Raw genomic sequence first — 17797 nt, 5'->3', positions numbered from 1 at the left:
TTTTTTCCAGCAGGCAGACAAACACATCAGGCAGAATAGATAAAAGCGCAGAAAAAAATGAGGCGGTGAGACCAGAGTTCAGGAGACTGCGTAGAATCAGTGCTTTTGAAAATAGATGGTGTAGATACAAGGAGTTAGCTGAAAATAAAGCGGAGGCGTATCTATGATACGTTGAGCATTTATTTTCAGCGTACGACGCAGTAGATGCGCCATATATTTTCAAAAGAAGTCTGATGTGTTTGTCTAGCATGCTTATCTATCATAACAATTTCTTTTTTGATATAATAGCCCCCTAATGAAACCTGCCGCGCGAACTAAAGTAGAGTTTTTGTTATTTTTATGTATACTTATCCTCTCTTTTGCGGCGCTTCGCCCTCTGATGCAAACGCTGGAAAAAAAGTTGGCGGCAGTACGTTCGGTACTTTTGACGGAACTGGAGCAAACGTATAATGTACGCCTGTCGTATGAATCGTTATCTCCTTCAATCATGCGATCGATTTCGTTGCGGAATGTAAAAGTTTATGACGCTGAACACAGTGTTGAAATTGCTTCTTTTGAAGATTTTTCCATCCAATATCGGTTCTGGGCGCTTTTATGGGGAAATACTGCCGAAATTTTAGATTCCGTGAATATTGCCGACGGATTTATAGATATAGACTTAGTGCATAATAAAGCACTTGCCGAAAAGCTTAACGCGGCAACGCACGTCCGAACTTCCGCTCAACCCCCGGCAAATACCGAGCGGATTTTTTCTTTCCTTTCTGCTCAAATGTTGAATGTGCATATTAAGAATGTCCGCTTGCGGTTTAAAAATGTTGTACACGATATAAATGCAAAAATAGCGGACGGATATGTCGGCATTGATGCGGAGGCAATCACGATTAGCCTGAGCTGTACTGCGTCTTACCGCAATACTGATTATACAGCCATCGGTCAGGCCGAGACGGGCTTTACCATTGAAGGGAAGTTTGACAAAAATTTAACTGCCGGTTCGGCAGTTGCCGACTTCTCTCGTATTTCTACCGATCGGTTCGGCATATATCGGGTAAAACTGTTTGCGGATTATCGTGATAAAGTTTTTACCTTTAATACCATGCAAGATTTCCAGCCGGTTGACTTTACCGCAAACTGGAATATTGCAACAAACGATATAACCGGAAGATTCAGCTGCAAAGATTTTGCCCCTTTGCAGTCCGTTAGGGTATACAATGCCCCCATAAGCCTCACCCAATTTGCCTCTATGACAATGTCCGGTAACTTTCAATTTATGCGTTCAGGACAGCATATCCAATGGGCTACCGATTTAACTGTTGCTCTGCCGTCGCTGCAGCTCCCTTCATATCGGCTTGCACCTTCTCGTTTGCAGCTTGCGGCTGAAGGAAAGGATGCAGAGATCGACGTTTCACGGCTTTCATTATCAGGGGCAGATGTAGATGTCTTTTCCGAATTTACTTTTAACCTCAACACTATAATCCCTACAGGGAAGGCATCCATAAAACGGTTTAATCTTCCAACCGGCGCTTCGGTAGCGGCAGATTTTCACTTCTTAAAGCAAGGAAGGACATTCTTTTGCAAAATACCGAAGCTAATTGTCGGCGAAGGAGCCCTTCATAACATCACTTTGACTGTTACCCCTTCGGCGCAGAAGGCTGATTATACCTTATCTGCCGAAGACGGATACGGGAAGTATCGTTTTGACGGATCCTATATTTATAATGAAGGTAATGGTAGCGCATCTGCTTCTCCCCGTTTTGCAGAACTGCATGGGGCATTCGATGCCGTGGGTATCGGTACAATCTGCGGCTTTATTCAGGCGATTGTTCCCGGCGTAGATATACCGCATGAAGCGGTCGAATCGCTCCAATGCACAACCGAATTTTACATTTCAAGTGATTTGCGCAGTTTCTCATACAACTGCACCAGGTTCATTTTAGTTTCAAATATACTAAATGACTTTTATGCACTGTTATCGGTAAAGGGTAATCAATCTTCCTTTGCATTGACCGATATCGAACTGTCCTATAAAAATATGTCCGTCCGTGGAAATGTCAATGCCGATTTTGAGCATTTAAGCGATATTATTTTTACCAGCTCTTTAGCTATTAACTCAATCGGCTATCAGGTACAGGGATTTTTTTCTCAGAATGTTCTCAGTATTTACGGTGACTACGGTCTTGCAATTAGCGCCCTCTATGAAAAAGGTACGGGATTTAAGGGAACCGTTAAGACCAGTGAAATACCGCTACCTTTTCTGCCCCTCTTTTTAACCTTGGATTCGGAGTTTCAGTATCATAATCGTGCGGATTGGCTTTATACTATCGACGCCGGATATATCAGTTACGGAGCTCCTGCTTCATTGACTCCGGCAAAAATTGGCTTTAATTTTATGGGAAAAGCAGATCCTTCGGGATTGTTTTTGTCTGAAGTAAAACTTGGTGAAGACGCAGCTCTTACCGGTATGTTGGCCGTAACAGCAGCTCCTGCGCCTGATGGTGAGGGCGGACAAAGCTACACTGCCGAGATGAATCTTGTTTCTCCCGATGCCACCGAAAAGCTTGAGCTTGCAGCAAATCTCGATCTTTCAAGCGGAGATATCCGTGCAGACGGATCGCTTAAACTCGATAATATTTCGTTGGCCCGCTTTTTATATACTCAGGGAAAGGGACATACTGTGTCGGCCGATACTGCTTTTTCGGTTGCGCAGGGTTCCTTTTCAGCTCGATTGAATTTGTCTGAACTTTCAGTGTTTGTGCAAGGAGAGAATTTGAATCTGGCCGGTTCCCTGACGGTAGAAGATGAAAAAGCGGAACTGAATATTACACAGCTTGACTGGGGTGCGCATAAGGTTTCCGATATAGTGGGTAGTTTTTCTCTGGCTGAGATGACCGGAAAGCTCGAAGCCGATTATACCGGTATGATTGCCGACAAACAGCTGGAGGCTCATATCGGTACTGAGTATACCGGCGTACAACCTGATGAAAAAACGAAACGGGCATTGTTTTCCCGACTTAAAAACGTAACGGAGCGCTTTACGATTAACACCTACTTGAGCAATTGGCGGTTCGGCGATTTTACGGGAAAAGATCCTGTGCCGCTTTCAATGATCCGTGATCCGGGCGTTACTGCGTTTTATGCAGGGAAGAATGATGATATAACCGGCTTTATTTTAGACGATGGTGTCGTTTCGCTCCAATTAGCGGAATCGCTTCCGCTTAAGCTTAATTTGGACGGTACGGTGAAAAAGGATGCTTTAAATTTGCAAGTGTCGGGTATCCGTGCCGATGTTAAGCGGATATGGGATATAACCGGCTTGGATTATGTACTTTTTTACGGCGGAACACTTACCGGAGATTTGTCGATCGGAGGCAAGCCGATAGAGCCTGAGTTTAACGGGAAATTAGTCGGGCAAGATATAACCGTCAACTCACCCCACTATGCACCGGAAATGTATGGCCCTGTTTTACTCGATATTATTGCGGACGGTACGGGTCTAGAGGTACCGTATACCGTATTGAAAGGCCCGTCGACGGATATTTGGGCACGGTGTACCGCAGCATTTTCAGGTTGGATTCCTAACAATATTTCAGTCCAATGCGGAACGTTGGGAACCAAGATGGGTGTATTTAAGACTGATAATATCTTGTTCAAAGCAGACGGTCTTGCCGGCTGTACTGTTGAAATAAAAGTAACGCCTACGCTTGTCGGTGTATACGGGTCTGCAACATTTGATTCAGGGTATTTTGTGTTTAAATTTAACGATCTTGATAAGTTCAATGCTAAATACGGAGGGGAGCAGGGTGTCGCTTTTGATATGAAGCTCGATTTACAGTTTGGCCATAAAGCCGAATTCCGCTGGCCTACCGCAGATTTTCCGATCTTAAGAACGCTTGTCCCTACCGATGCCCCGCTTTCATTGATTGCCGATGCCGGAACCGGTGACTTTACAATGAAAGGTGATATAAAGATGCGGGGAGGAGAAGTCTTCTATATTAAGCGCAGTTTCTATATCCGTGAAGGCGCTATCACCTTTGCGGATGTAGCTAAGGAAATTGAACCGTTGGTAACATTAAGGGCAGAGATTCGCGATCGTGATAGTAACGGTGAGCCGCTACGGCTTGTCTTGACGGCAAAGGATCAATCATTATTCAGTTTTAATCCGGAAATCAGCTCGGATCCGCCCCGTTCTACGAATGAGATTATGCAATTATTGGGTCAAGTGGCTATCGGGGATACGGGAAAAGATAATCTATGGCAAAATCTGCTGGTTTCCAGTTCCGATATTCTTGCACAAGTGGGCTTTCTCAAAAAAGTGGAAAGTAAAGTCAGGGATTTTTTAAGACTGGATGCTTTTTCTTTCCGTACATTGCTGCTGCAGAATGCTATTTTCGGCAACTTGTTCACGGCAAATCAGAATACTACTTTAACAATGAGTAACTATCTTGATAATACAAGTGTTTATATAGGGAAATATTTCGGTTCGGCTATCTATGCGGATGCGCTGTTGCACCTAAGCCACTATGATTCAAAATCGCTTAAAAACGGCGGTTCAAAGCGTCCTGTTTATAAGGATCTTTTATTTCAACCTGAAATCGGTTTGGAAATGGCAACTCCCTTCTTCCTGCTCCGTTGGTCGGTTGCCCCGACAAAACCGGATACCTTATTTGTAGGAGATACTGCATTGACTTTTTCATGGAAATATTCATATTAAACTCAATACCCTAAAGAATAGTATTATCCCGTAGTTTGGAAAGGATGCGGGACGGTAGTACTGTTTGGATAATATAATGTTAATGTAAATGAAATAGAGGAGTCTTTAATGTTAAAAAAGGTGATAGCCGTAACGGCGCTCATGTTATCCTTCTGCTTTTTATGGGCACAAGCTCCCGATAATTGGTATGAAAACAAACCGATATCAAGCATTGTTTTTCAGGGATTGAATAGTGTATCAAAAACCGAAATGGACGGCATTTTTGATTCATTTAAAGGGAAGCCCTTTTCCGATGCAACGTACTCGGAAATACTGCAAAAATTATATGCGCTCGATTACTTTTCCAATATTATACCCAAAGCGGTTCCTGCCGACATCGATTACCAGTATGTTCGGCTTGAATTTGAGGTAACCGAAAAACCGGTCGTTACACTGATAAAAGTAACGGGAAATCATCAAATTTCACGCGGCGATATTTTATCCAAGGTACTGTTGAAAAAAGGTGATATCTACAATGAGATAAAAAAGAATGCCGACGAACAAACCATCAAAAATTACTATATAGAAAAAGGTTATGCATCGGCTGTTGTGAGTTCAAGTGTATCCGATAGTCCGCAAGGCGGTATTATCCTTGAATTTACTATTACAGAAGGGAAGCAGACGATTGTTTCTGCCGTCGCGTTTGAAGGTAACGTTGCTATAGGAGAAAAGGCTCTGAAAGGAGTCCTCCTTACCAAACCGGCAAAATTTCTCGTAAAGGGAATCTTTCAAGAAAATCTGCTCGCAGAAGATAAGACAGCTATACAGCAATTCTACGGTGAACGTGGTTATATCGATGCACACGTTGAAAATATTATTCGGGATATAGATTCCGAATCCGATCCGCAAAAAAACATGGTAAAGCTGACGTATGTCATTATGGAAGGTGAACAGTATACTTACGGCGGGACTTCTTTTGAAGGAAATAAGATTTTTTCTACCGAAGACTTGACTGCAAAAATAAGATTGACACCCGGCAATGTTTTGAATATGACCAGATTTGAGCAAGGCTTTCAAGCCATCGCCGATATGTATTTTGAAAGCGGTTATACTTCTAATTATATTGCAAAAGCAATGCAGCGGGATTCAACAACTAAGAAAGTATCGTTTGTGATTACTATTGTTGAACGGAGTAGAAGCCATATCGAAAATATTATTATTCGTGGTAATAAGCGGACAAAAGATTACGTTATACTCCGCGAGCTTTTATTCGAGCAAGGCGATGTATTTTCTAAATCAAAGTTTACCAACAGTTTGCGCAATTTATTTAATCTGCGTTATTTCTCTACGGTTGTACCGGATGTACAGCCCGGTTCCGAGCAGAATCTGATCGATGTTATCCTCAATGTTGAAGAACAGTCGACGGCCAGTATTCAATTCGGGATTACGTTTTCGGGCATCTCTGATGCAGACAGTTTCCCGCTTTCGTTATTTGTTCAGTGGCAGGAACGAAATCTTGCAGGACGCGGGAACGAACTATCGGTTAATGCGACTGCGGCAACGGACAATCAAACGCTCCAGCTCGGTTATGCTGAAAATTGGTTTCTCGGCTATCCGCTGACGCTCGGTTTTGACCTGTCGCTTACGCATAAATTGTTGTTTGATTATCAAGATACGGTATTCCCTTACGGACCGTTTAAAAATAAAGAAGAATTTGAAAAAAATAAGGACTTGGCAAATGCTTATCGGATGCGTTATGACCGCTTTGAAACAACGTTCGGCGTTCATACCGGCTATCGATGGTATAACCGTTTCTTTACCACTACGTTGCGCGGGGGAATTAACTTTTCATTGGTCAAGAACTTCTACGATACTACGCTCTATCGTGCAGCCGATCCGACGGTACGGCAGCAGCAGGCTAAATGGCGGCTCAGCAACTCGGTTTGGACACGCCTCTCGCTTGACGGACGCGATATTACCTATGACCCGAGTAAGGGCTGGTTCCTAAGTGAACAGGCCTCTTTCTTTGGCCTTATACCAAAAGTCGAAGATGAATATTTCTTCCGTTCCGAAACAAAAGCGGAAGCATATATTACTCTTGTCGATTATCCTGTTTCTGGAATTTGGAACCTAAAGTTTGTACTGGCTTTTTATACGGGCTTTTCGTTCCAGATTCCGATGCCGAACAGTCATATCGGAGATAGCAGTAAACTCGCTATTGACGGTATGTTTACCGGTCGGGGATGGCTGACGCTGGGATCGACCGGTAAAGGGAATGTGTTGATAAACCATTGGATAGAATTTAGATGGCCGCTCGCACACGGTATCCTATCCTTTGACTTTTTTGTCGATGCGGCTGCCATTAAAAAAGATTTGGCAGATTTAAAGACCTTTAAATTCGATGATTACTATTTCAGCTTTGGACTGGGGTTACGCTTTGTTATTCCGCAATTCCCGTTACGGCTGATGTTTGCCAATACCTTTAAATCACAAAATGGAAAGCCGGTTTGGGGCAACGGTAAAGGCGCCGACTGGCGGTTTGTATTATCGTTTAATGTACCAAACCTATAAGAGGAGTAAATAGATGAAAAAATATGCTTTTATATTATTCTGTCTGGTGGCGGGTGCCGTTGCATTATCGGCACAGCAGATAACCCGTTTTGCAGTGGTCGATACTTCCCGTATTTACTCTACTTTTTTGCGGGATTCCCGTTCCGTTCGTGACTATCAGGCAAAACAGGTAAAGTATCAGGCTGAAATACAGCGGATGTCCGATGAAATTATCGCGCTTCGCCAAAAAAAAGTAGATGCGGAAGCAATCGGAAAATCCGATGCCGTTCAAAAATACCAGGCCGAAATCGACGCAAAGACAAGCTTTTTGCTTGAATATTCTAAGGCGTGTAATGATGAGTTGGCGATGTTGCGGAAAAGCTTGGTAAGCGATGATGTGTTTTATTCCCGCCTTTATGCCGCGATTAAAAAAGTGGCAGAGAGCCAAGGCTATACGATGGTACTGAACTTACAACAGGGTGAAGCGATTATCTGGTATAGTCCGACTGTCGATATTACGGAAACCGTTATCCGAGAACTCAGTTCGAATTGATATGACAAAGCCGGCGTCTATCACCCCGATGATGCAGCAGTATCTCTCAATCAAGGCACAGTATAGAGATGCTGTTCTCTTTTTTCGCTTAGGCGATTTTTATGAGATGTTCAATGACGATGCGATCGAGGTGAGTAAACTGCTGAACCTAACGCTGACACAGCGGACGGGAAGTCCTATGTGCGGCATTCCGTATCATGCTTCGCGTATTTATATTGCGCGTTTGCTGCGTGCCGGAAAAAAAATTGCGATTTGTGAACAGGTCTCCGATGTCGTACCCGGCGAACTTACCGAGCGAAAAATTGTAGAAGTGATTACCCCCGGCACCGCTACGGGGGAAGATTTTCTTGAACAAGGGCAAAATAATTATCTGGCTGCCGTTTACTGTACACCGAAAGAAATTACCTGCGGTACTGTTACGGATGTGTTTATCGGTTTTGCGTATCTTGACGTCAGTACGGGGGAGTTTTTTGCTACTTCATTTCCGCGTGCCGATTTTGCAGAGCAATTCAAGAAAGAGCTTGGCCGTGTACAGCCGCGGGAAATCCTTATTCAAATATCGCTTGCCGATTCGGTACCGGCTTTAAAAACACTGTGCGGAGAGTATCCGCAGATGCTGCAAAACCTCTATCCCGACTGGCATTTTTCCGCTTCGTCCGCCGAAAAGAGGCTTTGTGCGTGCTTTGGTACCGAAAACCTTAAATCCTTTTCCTTAACGTCCGCTTCTCCCGAATTACCGCCGGCAGGACTGCTGCTCCAGTATTTGGATCAAACGACAGGAGCTGCTCTGCCCCATATTACAGGTATAAAGGTATACCGCGATTCCGATTTTGTGATGATGGACGATGCAACGCGCAAAAACCTTGAGCTACTGCAGAACCTGCACGATAATACGGATTCTTTTACCTTGTTTGAAACCGTCAATTATACAAAGACGGCGATGGGGACGCGCCTTTTGCGGCACTGGCTCTACCATCCGCTCAGAACTGCCGCAGAAATAAACGCACGGCTTGATAAAACGGCTCTACTTTTTCGCAATGAAAAGGCGCTCGCTGCCGTGCGGAGCATACTCGCTGCAGTGCTTGATATACACAGGCTTACCGGCAGGGTAGCAATGCAGCGGGCACATGGAAAGGATCTGCTGGGGATTAAGCAAAGCCTTAAAGCCTGTATCGAGCTTGCCCGGCTGAGTAAAAGCAATAGCCTCTTTTTTTTACAGCTGCCGCAAAAGTTGAGCGATGATATGGAGCGGATCTATACGCTTCTGGATAATAGCATCGCCGAAGATTGTCCGATTGTCCTTGCCGAAGGCGGACTGATTAAGCAGGGTTGGTCAAAAAAACTGGATGAGCTGCGCGATACGCGGGATAACGCCAATAAGCTTTTAGAAAACTATTTGGAAAAAGAGCGGGAAAAATCGGGGATTAAAAACTTAAAAATCAAGTATAACCGGTTAAGCGGCTATTTCCTTGAGGTAACCCGCGGCAGCCTGAAAACGGCAGAAATTCCTCAGCATTTTATTAAACGGCGCTCACTGACAACGGCCGATCGCTTTACAACTGAGGCTTTAAGTAAGCTTGAAACGAAGCTGAACGATGTCGGCGAAAATATTATCGCGTGCGAAAAAGAGCTGTTTTTTGCAGTACATACGGAAGTATACAATCGAATTGAGCTTTTGCATCTCCTTGCAAAAGAAATCGCGGAATTAGATGTGCTGCAATCTTTTGCATACACGGCAGCGCTCCATGCATGGGTAAAACCGGAATTTTCCGCCGACGGCCTCTTGGATATCCGCGATGGTCGGCACCCTGTTGTAGAAAATCATCTGCCGACGGGCGAATTCGTGCCGAACAGTATACGGCTTTCTTCTTCCTCCGTTTCGGATATTCCCTCTTTTGCGCTCATTACCGGCCCCAATATGGCGGGTAAAAGCACCTTTTTGCGGCAAACGGCGCTCATTACACTGCTTGCACAGATAGGATCCTTTGTGCCGGCGGAAAAAGCACTGCTCACTCCCGTCGACTGTATTTTTTGTCGTGTCGGTGCAAGCGATAACCTCGCCCGCGGGGAATCCACCTTCCTTGTTGAAATGACCGAAACCGCATACATCCTGCGGAATGCTTCGGTCAACAGTCTTGTTATCATGGACGAAATCGGAAGAGGGACTTCGACGGGAGACGGATTTTCAATCGCGCGGGCGGTGAGCGAATACCTTTTGCATACGATCGGTGCAAAAACGCTCTTTGCAACCCATTACCATGAATTAGCGCAGCTCACCCATCCGCGGCTGCAAAAACTGTGCTTGGATGTGCTGGAAACCGAAGGAAAAATCGTATTCTTAAAGAAGGTTATCGAAGGGGTCGCAGCCCATTCATACGGGGTACACGTTGCGGAACTTGCCGGGCTGCCGGAAACGGTTATCCGGCGGGCGACGGAGCTGCTGAACGCACAGGTGCCCGGTACTACCATACTTACGGACTTTACCGTGCCGGAGAAGCAGAAAACGAGTCCGGAAAAGAATCTCTTTAGTGATGAAGAAATGGTTATAAACGAAATCCTTTCTACAAACGCCGACGAAATCACACCGCTCCAAGCGCTGCAAATGATTGCCCGTTGGAAAAAAACACTCTTTGCCGGGTGCTCCTGATGCTTGCATTTTTCGGTCGTTCCGATTATGATAGGGGCATCACACATATCAAGGAGTATGACTATGGCTTATAAGATCTCCGATGCTTGCGTCAATTGCGGTGCATGCGAGGGCGAATGCCCCGTAGGCGCTATCAGTGAAGCGGATGGAGCACGGGTTATCGATGCTGATGCTTGCATCAGCTGCGGTGCATGTGCCGGCGTTTGTCCTACGGAAGCAATTTCCGAAGGATAACGGTTTAGGTTTCTTGGCGGCAGTTCTGGAACCGCTCTCAACGGTTCGGTATGCACAGGCTGCCGCTATTATGTTGATTACAAAAGGTTTTAAGCGTGAAAGAGTATTTTCACAAAATAGCGGCCGGTTATAAGTCCCTATTTTTGAAGGTGTGTGTATTCGGTTTACTTTTAGGAGGCTGCCTCCTCTTTAGTTTCTGTATTGTCTATCCGCTCTGGCTGTTGGCAACTCGGTACACACAAACGTATACCGCTATCAGTCTTTTGCTTTTTTCTGCGCTTCTGTTGTTTTTTATTGTTAAGCGCAGTATAAAAAGCTATAAAGCCCATCCGCGAAGATTCCTCTATTCGCTCATAAAAAAGCTCATTCTCTTCGGAGGATTGATCCTCTTCTTTGTCTTTATTTTTGCTTATCATCGTATTTTGGCCTTTTCGGTGCTTATCCTCTCGTTTATATTATACGGATTCGTAGCTTTCGGGTTTTCGGAAGACCGGATATAGCGCTCTCGGCGATGAAAGAATTTCCACTCTGCTGTGTACTTATTTTTTTTATTTCTATTGCTGCGGTTGCCGAAAACGCTGAACTGCCGCTGATACCGGAGCTGTCTCCGCAAAATCATATTTTTCAGCAATATAGCGATGATGTCCTCTATGCACGGAAAGCGCTTGCCGCAGGGAAAACCGCTCGCGAATTACCCCTGCAATTTTATCGCTATAGAGCACGAAAAGAGGATACCGTTATCCGAATCGCTGCCCGATGCAGTATTCCGTATGATGCATTGATCACCTTAAACGGTATCGAATCCGTTAAAACCGATATTTCAGGCAAGATGTTCTTGCTGCCGACTTTACCGGCGCTCTATCTCCCCGAAAAAGCGGTTTCCGATATAGAAAAATTGACCGAAGCGCTGAGTAAAAAGCTTAAAACCGAATCTTTTTCCATTACGCTCCCTTCCGCTGCAAATCCCGAGAAAAAGATACGGGTAGAATGTTTTCCGAATGCGATGCTTGACAGCACCGTGCGCAGCTTCTTTTTTGTTCCGTTCTATCGGTTTCCGTTGCAGCATGCTGTTGTTACGTCAGACTTCGGTATGCGGAAAAGCCCTTTTACCGGAAAATCAACCTACCATGCAGGCATTGATCTTGCCGCCCCAACCGGAAGCCCTGTCTATGCATGCGCCTCAGGTACGATTATTGAAATTGCATACAGCAATATCTACGGTAATTATATCTTGCTGCGCCATGACGACGGCAGGGAAAGTTTGTACGGGCACTTAAGCAAGGTTCGCGCCCGCTTGTATGAAAAGGTAAAATCAGGTATAGTAATAGGGTATGTCGGTTCTACCGGTCTTTCCACAGGGCCTCATCTGCACTTTGAGGTACGTGAGCAAGGAAAGGCAAAGAATCCGTCCCTTTTCATTGATACAAAGAAAGCAAAGTCATGAAGCAGCTCTTGTGTATAACATCATATTTTTTCTTTTTTGCCGTTTCTTTTTTTTACGCTGACAGTTTTAGGATCAGCAATATGCATTCGTATGTCTTTGACAGGGATGCATTTGCCCCCGTATCGCTTACCATCGGTTATAATGATGCGGTTTCGTTTGCGGTTAAAAGCGATTTTTTGGTTTTGGAAGGGATAGAACTTGAAATAAAGCAGGATAAGACAAGTATGAATTATCCTAATTCCATTGCCTATACGGTATATACCGATATAAAACCGGAACCTTCAAAGAAATATGTCGACTATTCTGCAAAAAAAATCAGTACGGCATTGCTTCCGAATAGGTTTTCGTATATCCTGAGGATTCCGTTAAAAAAAGACTATACTTTTAAGCACATAAAGAATAGCGAACTCTTACCGTATACAGGCAGAATTGGTGTAAGTCCTATTATGCTGCGGCTGAATCCTGTTATGAAAGGCTTGCCTGACGATTTTGAGCAAGCCTCTTTTACGGTTATTATTCGCCCCCTTCTGATCGCTGAAGGTGGTTTAAAGCTGAAGCTTCAATTTCCCGAAAAGGAACAGAAACCTGTTACCGTACAGTTGAATAACGAATATCTCACGCAGTTCGAAAATTTGCAGCTGTTATTGCCGGGGACGTATTCGGTAAGTATCAGTTCGGATGCGTACCGAACTGAAATGCGCTCCTGTATTGTCGAGCGGGGAAAAATAACGCAGTTGGAAGTTCAGTTGAAATCTATTACGCCGTTACTGCACATACAAGCACCCGAAAACACGGCAGTGTTTCTTGATAATCAAGAGATAGGGCTTTCAAAAGAGCCACTGCCGGTTACCGTAGGTATGCATACCGTCGTCTTTAAGATGGGCAGCTATGAACTAACCCGTCAAATTACCGTTGAGGAAGGAAAGACCTACGAAATGACGATGACGATGGATGTCCTCTTGCAGGAAATTGCCAATTAACATTGAAATACATTAAGGTTTAGTACCTCAAAGCCGATATATAGAGTATCGGCCGGTTAGTTCCCCTCCCACCCATTAACCGGCCGATAGCCAGACGGCGGGCCGGTTCTTTAACCGGCTTTTTTTTTGTGCACCCGCTTTTAAAATACTAATCTTATTCCTGCTTTGATATTTAACGAATTGGCAATCTTGCCGGATACGTCTGTATCTTTTATTGACCGAGTGGAACTAATTTGGGTGTCCGTGTATACGGGTGCGTATAAAGTATCCGATACGCCGCCGTAAATACCTATCATTTTGGTAAACATATAGGAAATATTCAAATCGACGCCGCCTCCGATATTGGCTTGCGATTCAGAAAGTGGTTTGTTGTATCCGCTTCCGCCGATGCCGAGTCCTGCGCCGAGTCTCAGATCAAAATTCTTTGAGGGGTGGAATACATAGAAAAATCCGAACTGGCTGTCGATTGCATAGGTTACGCCTGCCGGACTTCTGGTTCCTTCATAGTGAGTTTGGTATGACTCCTTACCCCAATAGTATCTCCCAAAAGCAAAGTTTGCGCTTACGTATACTCCGAAATTTTTGACGAATTCGGCACCAAACAGCACATTCAAACCGCCGGTATGGGTTTGCCATGATCTATGTCCGCTGCCAAAATGGAAGCTATTGGAAGGCTTGTGGCTGCTGAAGTAGGTATAGACCGGGCCGAGTTCAAGGTTCATCTTTACGTTAGCGGAAAGAAAACCTACCGAAAATACGGTGAGTAAACAAAGAATACAAATTCTTTTCTTCATATCTTATAATCCTCCTAAAAGGTATAAAGTTAGCGCAAGTATGGCATTTTTACCGGTTTCGGTCAATGAAACGACAGAGGGTAAATACACCGAAACTGCTATTATGGAAAGCGGCTGTCTCGGCATGATTGTAATTAGTATTTGTGTTTTTATCGAGGACGGTGTATACTACATTTAAAAAAAAGGGTAAAGTGTGATTACCTAAAAAGATAGCATGTTGAATTCTATGATAAAGACAAAAGGGAATATACGAGGAGGTAGGATATGAAAAAGCAGTATGTGAACTCTGTCAGTATTCTTTTTGCAATACTGTGCCTTGCGTTTACGGCATGTAATGGTATGCTTACCGGCGGAGACACCGGCACGGTACGGGTTGTTATTGGAGGCGGAACTGCCCGTTCTGTTGATGGAAAAGGCCTCCCTGCGCTTAATGAGAAGAACACCGTTATCACCATTACGGATGAAGAGGGAACTGCACTAGCACGGGAAACAACATCGGTTACGGTTACGCTCCCTATCGGTACAAAAATTACCGTAAAAGCGGTTGTTACAACAGCGGCAGGAGAGTGGCACGGTTCCGAGAAGCACACTGTTACGGCAGGGGATAATTTCATTGCCGTAAAGCTATCTAAAACGCTGAAAGTCGCCGCCAATCTGCTGTTTTCTATTACCGAGAAAAATTCTTCAGGGAGTAATATCGTATCCTTGAGCACGCAAAACGGTACAAAACTGCTCGATGGAATTCTTATCGGCAAAAAACCGGTAACGGCACGGGATAAAGTCGGTAGAATATATGTTCGTTACGAAGATACTTCCTCTACCGATCACCTTAAACGCTTTGATGTGGAGGGAAATGAGGATGCCGGATTTGAAACAAATCTTACTGCTGCACTGACAGCTGCCGGTGTTACTATCGGTGATATTGATAATATAGCGATTGATATAGACGATAACTATATCTTTTTGTTTAAACAGAAGACCGTCTGTTGCTTCAAGGAGAAAGATGATCATTCGTTTAAATCTTTTGGACAGGATGACTTCCTGCTGTCATCCACAGAGGCTCGCGCCGTCGCGGTAGATCATGATGTACTGTTTGCTGTGTATGATCAGACTTTGTTTGCCGGTGAGTTTGAATTTGTAAATCTCCCCACTCCGGGCAATAATAAGACTTTAAAATTTAAATCGGCTACACCAGCGAGGCAGAACTTAGATAAACTTCGATCGAATTCCGCCTTCGGAAATGATCTTCCCGATTGTACCGGGCTTTTTGCCGACGATGACGGCGTGTACTGTCTGCTTACTCAGCGGAAAGAGGAAGCAGGAAAAAAGTATGCGCTTGGGCAGCTCGTTCGCTATGAATATTCCGGCAGTACGCTTACCAAGAAAACTGAGATAGGGCTTAATCCTGCTGCTCCAACTGCAGACCCCATCGCCTTTAATGCACAGTATTTTTCTAACCCCATCGGTTTTATCGGCTATGACGAAGACAATATCTACATAGCGGATGACGGTGTAAATATCGAGTATCTGAACGAAAATTGGCGGATTAACGGGAATAAAAACCGCATTGCCGCATTCAACCGCGGAAACGATAGTCTGTCTTTCAGTGACTCTGGTGCAACATGGTTTACAGAGCACGCCGTCTATAAAAAGCCCAATACAAAGATACTGCTGTGGGAAAAGCAAAGCCCTGCCATGGTTCTTTCCCCCATGAACTATTGGATAAGCACAGACGGAACGGAAGCATTTTCCGCTACGAATAAGCTTTTTGAAGACTCCGTGCAGCCTACCGACGTGTTCTGCTACGATCAGGACGGCAATCTGTATATTTTGTGGAAAGGTAGTTCTGGTTACAATGTTAGACGGTTTGCGCTGAAAGAAGACGGTACATATAATAAGCCTGGTGTAGATTTGACTTTGACATCCTATACTGTTCCTACGATTGCCGTTGATGTTTCCGACGGAAAAAATTATTTATATTATGTGTATGAGGATGGTTCAAATAAGCACATACAAAGATATAGCTGGAATAGTACTTCATTTGATACGGCAACACTTGATTCAACGTATGGCGTGCATATTAATTCGCAGGACATTTTCTTTACCGCGCTTGCCGCAAACAAAGACGGAGTATTCGTCGGCACAAGGACAATGAACATAGCTCCTGCCGGCTATACATTATCGGTAAAGAAATATGACAAGCAGGACGGAGCCGATAAAGGAACAATAGATGTCGGGGCATTCCAACCGACTCCTACCGAACCTGATTCTCCCTATCCTCCGTATACGAAAATTATGAGCGCTATTAACGACTTACAGATTCTCGACGGTGTGTTGTATGCCGTCACTTCAAAAGAAGAGTACGGTATGAAAAAAACTAGTTTCAATTACAAAGCCGATACCTTTAAAAACAGCGGCAAGCTGTATAAAATCGGCAGCACGAAGGATGGATTCTCCGGCAGTGCCGTCGAATTGGCTAAAAAGGATCCTGTAGGTACGGCAGGGAATGAAGTCGGCTACGGCTTTTATCGCTTTATTGCCGTAAAATACGACGAAGCCGAGCGGATCAGGCTCATCATCGCTTCGGACGGTGCATGGGGTAAAAAGGGACTGGCTAGTTTCCCTGATCAGCCTTACTGTAAAAATGCCGACAAGGTATTGGAGTACGATTTGAAAGGCAGTTTACAAGGCGAACAGAATTCGGGCGGAAGCTTTTCTAAGGTGTTACAAGAATCCGGCTTTGAGTGGAATTAAATCGTAGGATGAGTTTTATTTCTCGAGCCGCGCGCTTCGGGCGAGCGGCTCGGCATAAGCCGCTTGTAAGCCTTTGCGTTCCCGTATACGGGACGGAGGGGCTTATTGGACGGTTTTTTGAAAGTGTGTTACGGCAGGCTGATGCACCGCCTTTTGAAACCATTATTGTAAATGACGGCAGCCCCGGCGCAAAGGAACTGCGGGGCATTGTTAAAACATATACAAAGCGGTTTAAGGAGCGGGGGCTGCCGCTCGTGTTTTTGGAACACAGTAAAAACCTCGGTACGCTCGAAGCGCGCCGGACAGCGGTTACTGCGGCATCGGGCGAATACCTCGCCTTTGCCGATCCGGACGATGAGCTCCCGCCTAATGCTCTCCGTATATTGTACGATGCAGCCGCTACGTCGGGTGCCGATATTGTACACGGCAAGGCTGCGGTATGCGGTATGGAAGGAGAACCGGACGCGCGTGTTGCAGCCTTTGCTCAAAGGGCGCAGAATGTGTACGCCGGCGTTTTAACCGGCGATGAAATCCTCCGCACATATATCGTTGAACACTCATACAGCAGTTTCGTATGGGGCAAGCTTTTTAAAACCGATCTTGTTCAAAAAGCGTACGGCGAAATTCCGTTTACCTATTGTACAATGGCGGAAGATATGCTGCTCTATTTTTTTATTGCCTTGACTGCATCGAAATCTGTCGGCGTATTAGAGGACGGGTATACCGAAAAAGCGCATACATACGCCGGCATACGGGATGTTGTGTATCACTACCGTATCAACACCGGCGTTACTTCCCGCCGTACAATCGCCTGCCTTTCCGAATGGCAAAAGGTATGCTCCGTTGCTTCGGTTTTTACCATCATCCTTTCATATTTAGATGAGCATCCCGCTGTTGACGGCGGTATCCGCGAAGCCATACAGGATTTAGGCCGCGCTCACTATGCCGATAACCTCAAGCAGCTGGAAGCCTGTGTGGTTCCTTCATTACAAAGAGAGGCGCGGGCTATGCTGGATGAGTGGTGGGGGCTTGCATAGGTGCGGACTTATGCACTCTTGGCACCGGATGCCATCTATCCCTATTAGGCTGGCATATTTCATTGATACGGATGTACCCTTGTTTTTTCCCCGGAAAAAGGATAAATTGACGTATTC

12 protein-coding genes are annotated in these 17797 nt (G+C 44.9%); 11 read left to right on the top strand and 1 reads right to left on the bottom strand.

Annotated features, from left to right (window positions below):
• Positions 1-379: 379 nt before the first annotated feature.
• From GWP43_RS10380 to GWP43_RS10345, 8 genes are all read left to right on the top strand, one after another.
• Positions 380-4708, top strand: a complete 4329-nt coding sequence (locus GWP43_RS10380) for a translocation/assembly module TamB domain-containing protein (RefSeq protein ID WP_230977672.1) — start codon at positions 380-382, stop codon at positions 4706-4708.
• Positions 4709-4816: 108 nt separating this feature from the next.
• On the top strand, positions 4817-7258 hold the full coding sequence (gene bamA, locus GWP43_RS10375) for an outer membrane protein assembly factor BamA (protein WP_162664092.1): 2442 nt from the start codon (positions 4817-4819) through the stop codon (positions 7256-7258).
• A gap of 13 nt (positions 7259-7271) precedes the next feature.
• Positions 7272-7790: an OmpH/Skp family outer membrane protein gene (locus GWP43_RS10370; protein ID WP_162664091.1), complete on the top strand. Its 519-nt coding sequence runs from the start codon at positions 7272-7274 to the stop codon at positions 7788-7790.
• 1 nt (position 7791) lies between these two features.
• Positions 7792-10437, top strand: coding sequence for a DNA mismatch repair protein MutS (mutS, locus tag GWP43_RS10365; protein WP_162664090.1), 2646 nt, complete (start codon positions 7792-7794; stop codon positions 10435-10437).
• Positions 10438-10500: 63 nt separating this feature from the next.
• Entirely contained in the window at positions 10501-10671 is a 171-nt protein-coding gene (locus GWP43_RS10360; protein ID WP_162664089.1) for a DUF362 domain-containing protein, read from the top strand.
• A 95-nt stretch (positions 10672-10766) separates the two neighbouring features.
• Positions 10767-11171, top strand: coding sequence for a hypothetical protein (locus tag GWP43_RS10355; RefSeq protein ID WP_162664088.1), 405 nt, complete (start codon positions 10767-10769; stop codon positions 11169-11171).
• A gap of 11 nt (positions 11172-11182) precedes the next feature.
• On the top strand, positions 11183-12115 hold the full coding sequence (locus GWP43_RS10350; protein WP_162664087.1) for a LysM peptidoglycan-binding domain-containing M23 family metallopeptidase: 933 nt from the start codon (positions 11183-11185) through the stop codon (positions 12113-12115).
• 80 nt (positions 12116-12195) lie between these two features.
• Complete coding sequence (locus GWP43_RS10345; RefSeq protein WP_230977671.1) at positions 12196-13095, top strand: hypothetical protein; 900 nt, start codon at positions 12196-12198, stop codon at positions 13093-13095.
• A 140-nt stretch (positions 13096-13235) separates the two neighbouring features.
• Here GWP43_RS10345 and GWP43_RS10340 read toward each other — a convergent pair whose 3' ends face one another.
• Positions 13236-13889, bottom strand: coding sequence for a DUF2715 domain-containing protein (locus GWP43_RS10340; protein ID WP_162664085.1), 654 nt, complete (start codon positions 13887-13889; stop codon positions 13236-13238).
• Positions 13890-13929: 40 nt separating this feature from the next.
• On the opposite strand from GWP43_RS10340, the gene GWP43_RS10335 reads away from it, so the two are divergent.
• The 3 genes from GWP43_RS10335 to GWP43_RS10325 all read left to right on the top strand — a co-directional run bounded on the left by GWP43_RS10335 (position 13930) and on the right by GWP43_RS10325 (position 17680).
• On the top strand, positions 13930-14067 hold the full coding sequence (locus GWP43_RS10335) for a hypothetical protein (protein ID WP_162664084.1): 138 nt from the start codon (positions 13930-13932) through the stop codon (positions 14065-14067).
• Between the two features lie 86 nt (positions 14068-14153).
• Complete coding sequence (locus GWP43_RS10330; protein ID WP_162664083.1) at positions 14154-16643, top strand: hypothetical protein; 2490 nt, start codon at positions 14154-14156, stop codon at positions 16641-16643.
• Positions 16644-16651: 8 nt separating this feature from the next.
• Positions 16652-17680, top strand: a complete 1029-nt coding sequence (locus GWP43_RS10325; protein ID WP_162664082.1) for a glycosyltransferase family 2 protein — start codon at positions 16652-16654, stop codon at positions 17678-17680.
• The last annotated feature ends 117 nt before the right edge of the window (positions 17681-17797 follow it).

It is taken from the genome of Treponema vincentii, assembly GCF_010365865.1.
Classification (GTDB): domain Bacteria; phylum Spirochaetota; class Spirochaetia; order Treponematales; family Treponemataceae; genus Treponema.
Note: the sequence above shows the minus strand (reverse complement) of the source record. Positions and strands in the feature narration are given on the sequence as shown.

What these genes read in the sequence shown, in the direction of transcription:
- GWP43_RS10380 (WP_230977672.1), top strand. Translation starts at nt 380, where the DNA reads ATGCAAACGCTGGAAAAAAAGTTGGCGGCAGTACGTTCGGTACTTTTG.
- bamA (WP_162664092.1), top strand. Translation starts at nt 4,817, where the DNA reads ATGTTAAAAAAGGTGATAGCCGTAACGGCGCTCATGTTATCCTTCTGC.
- GWP43_RS10370 (WP_162664091.1), top strand. Translation starts at nt 7,272, where the DNA reads ATGAAAAAATATGCTTTTATATTATTCTGTCTGGTGGCGGGTGCCGTT.
- mutS (WP_162664090.1), top strand. Translation starts at nt 7,792, where the DNA reads ATGACAAAGCCGGCGTCTATCACCCCGATGATGCAGCAGTATCTCTCA.
- GWP43_RS10360 (WP_162664089.1), top strand. Translation starts at nt 10,501, where the DNA reads ATGGCTTATAAGATCTCCGATGCTTGCGTCAATTGCGGTGCATGCGAG.
- GWP43_RS10350 (WP_162664087.1), top strand. Translation starts at nt 11,183, where the DNA reads ATGAAAGAATTTCCACTCTGCTGTGTACTTATTTTTTTTATTTCTATT.
- GWP43_RS10345 (WP_230977671.1), top strand. Translation starts at nt 12,196, where the DNA reads ATGCATTCGTATGTCTTTGACAGGGATGCATTTGCCCCCGTATCGCTT.
- GWP43_RS10340 (WP_162664085.1), bottom strand. Translation starts at nt 13,889, where the DNA reads ATGAAGAAAAGAATTTGTATTCTTTGTTTACTCACCGTATTTTCGGTA.
- GWP43_RS10335 (WP_162664084.1), top strand. Translation starts at nt 13,930, where the DNA reads ATGGCATTTTTACCGGTTTCGGTCAATGAAACGACAGAGGGTAAATAC.
- GWP43_RS10330 (WP_162664083.1), top strand. Translation starts at nt 14,154, where the DNA reads ATGAAAAAGCAGTATGTGAACTCTGTCAGTATTCTTTTTGCAATACTG.
- GWP43_RS10325 (WP_162664082.1), top strand. Translation starts at nt 16,652, where the DNA reads ATGAGTTTTATTTCTCGAGCCGCGCGCTTCGGGCGAGCGGCTCGGCAT.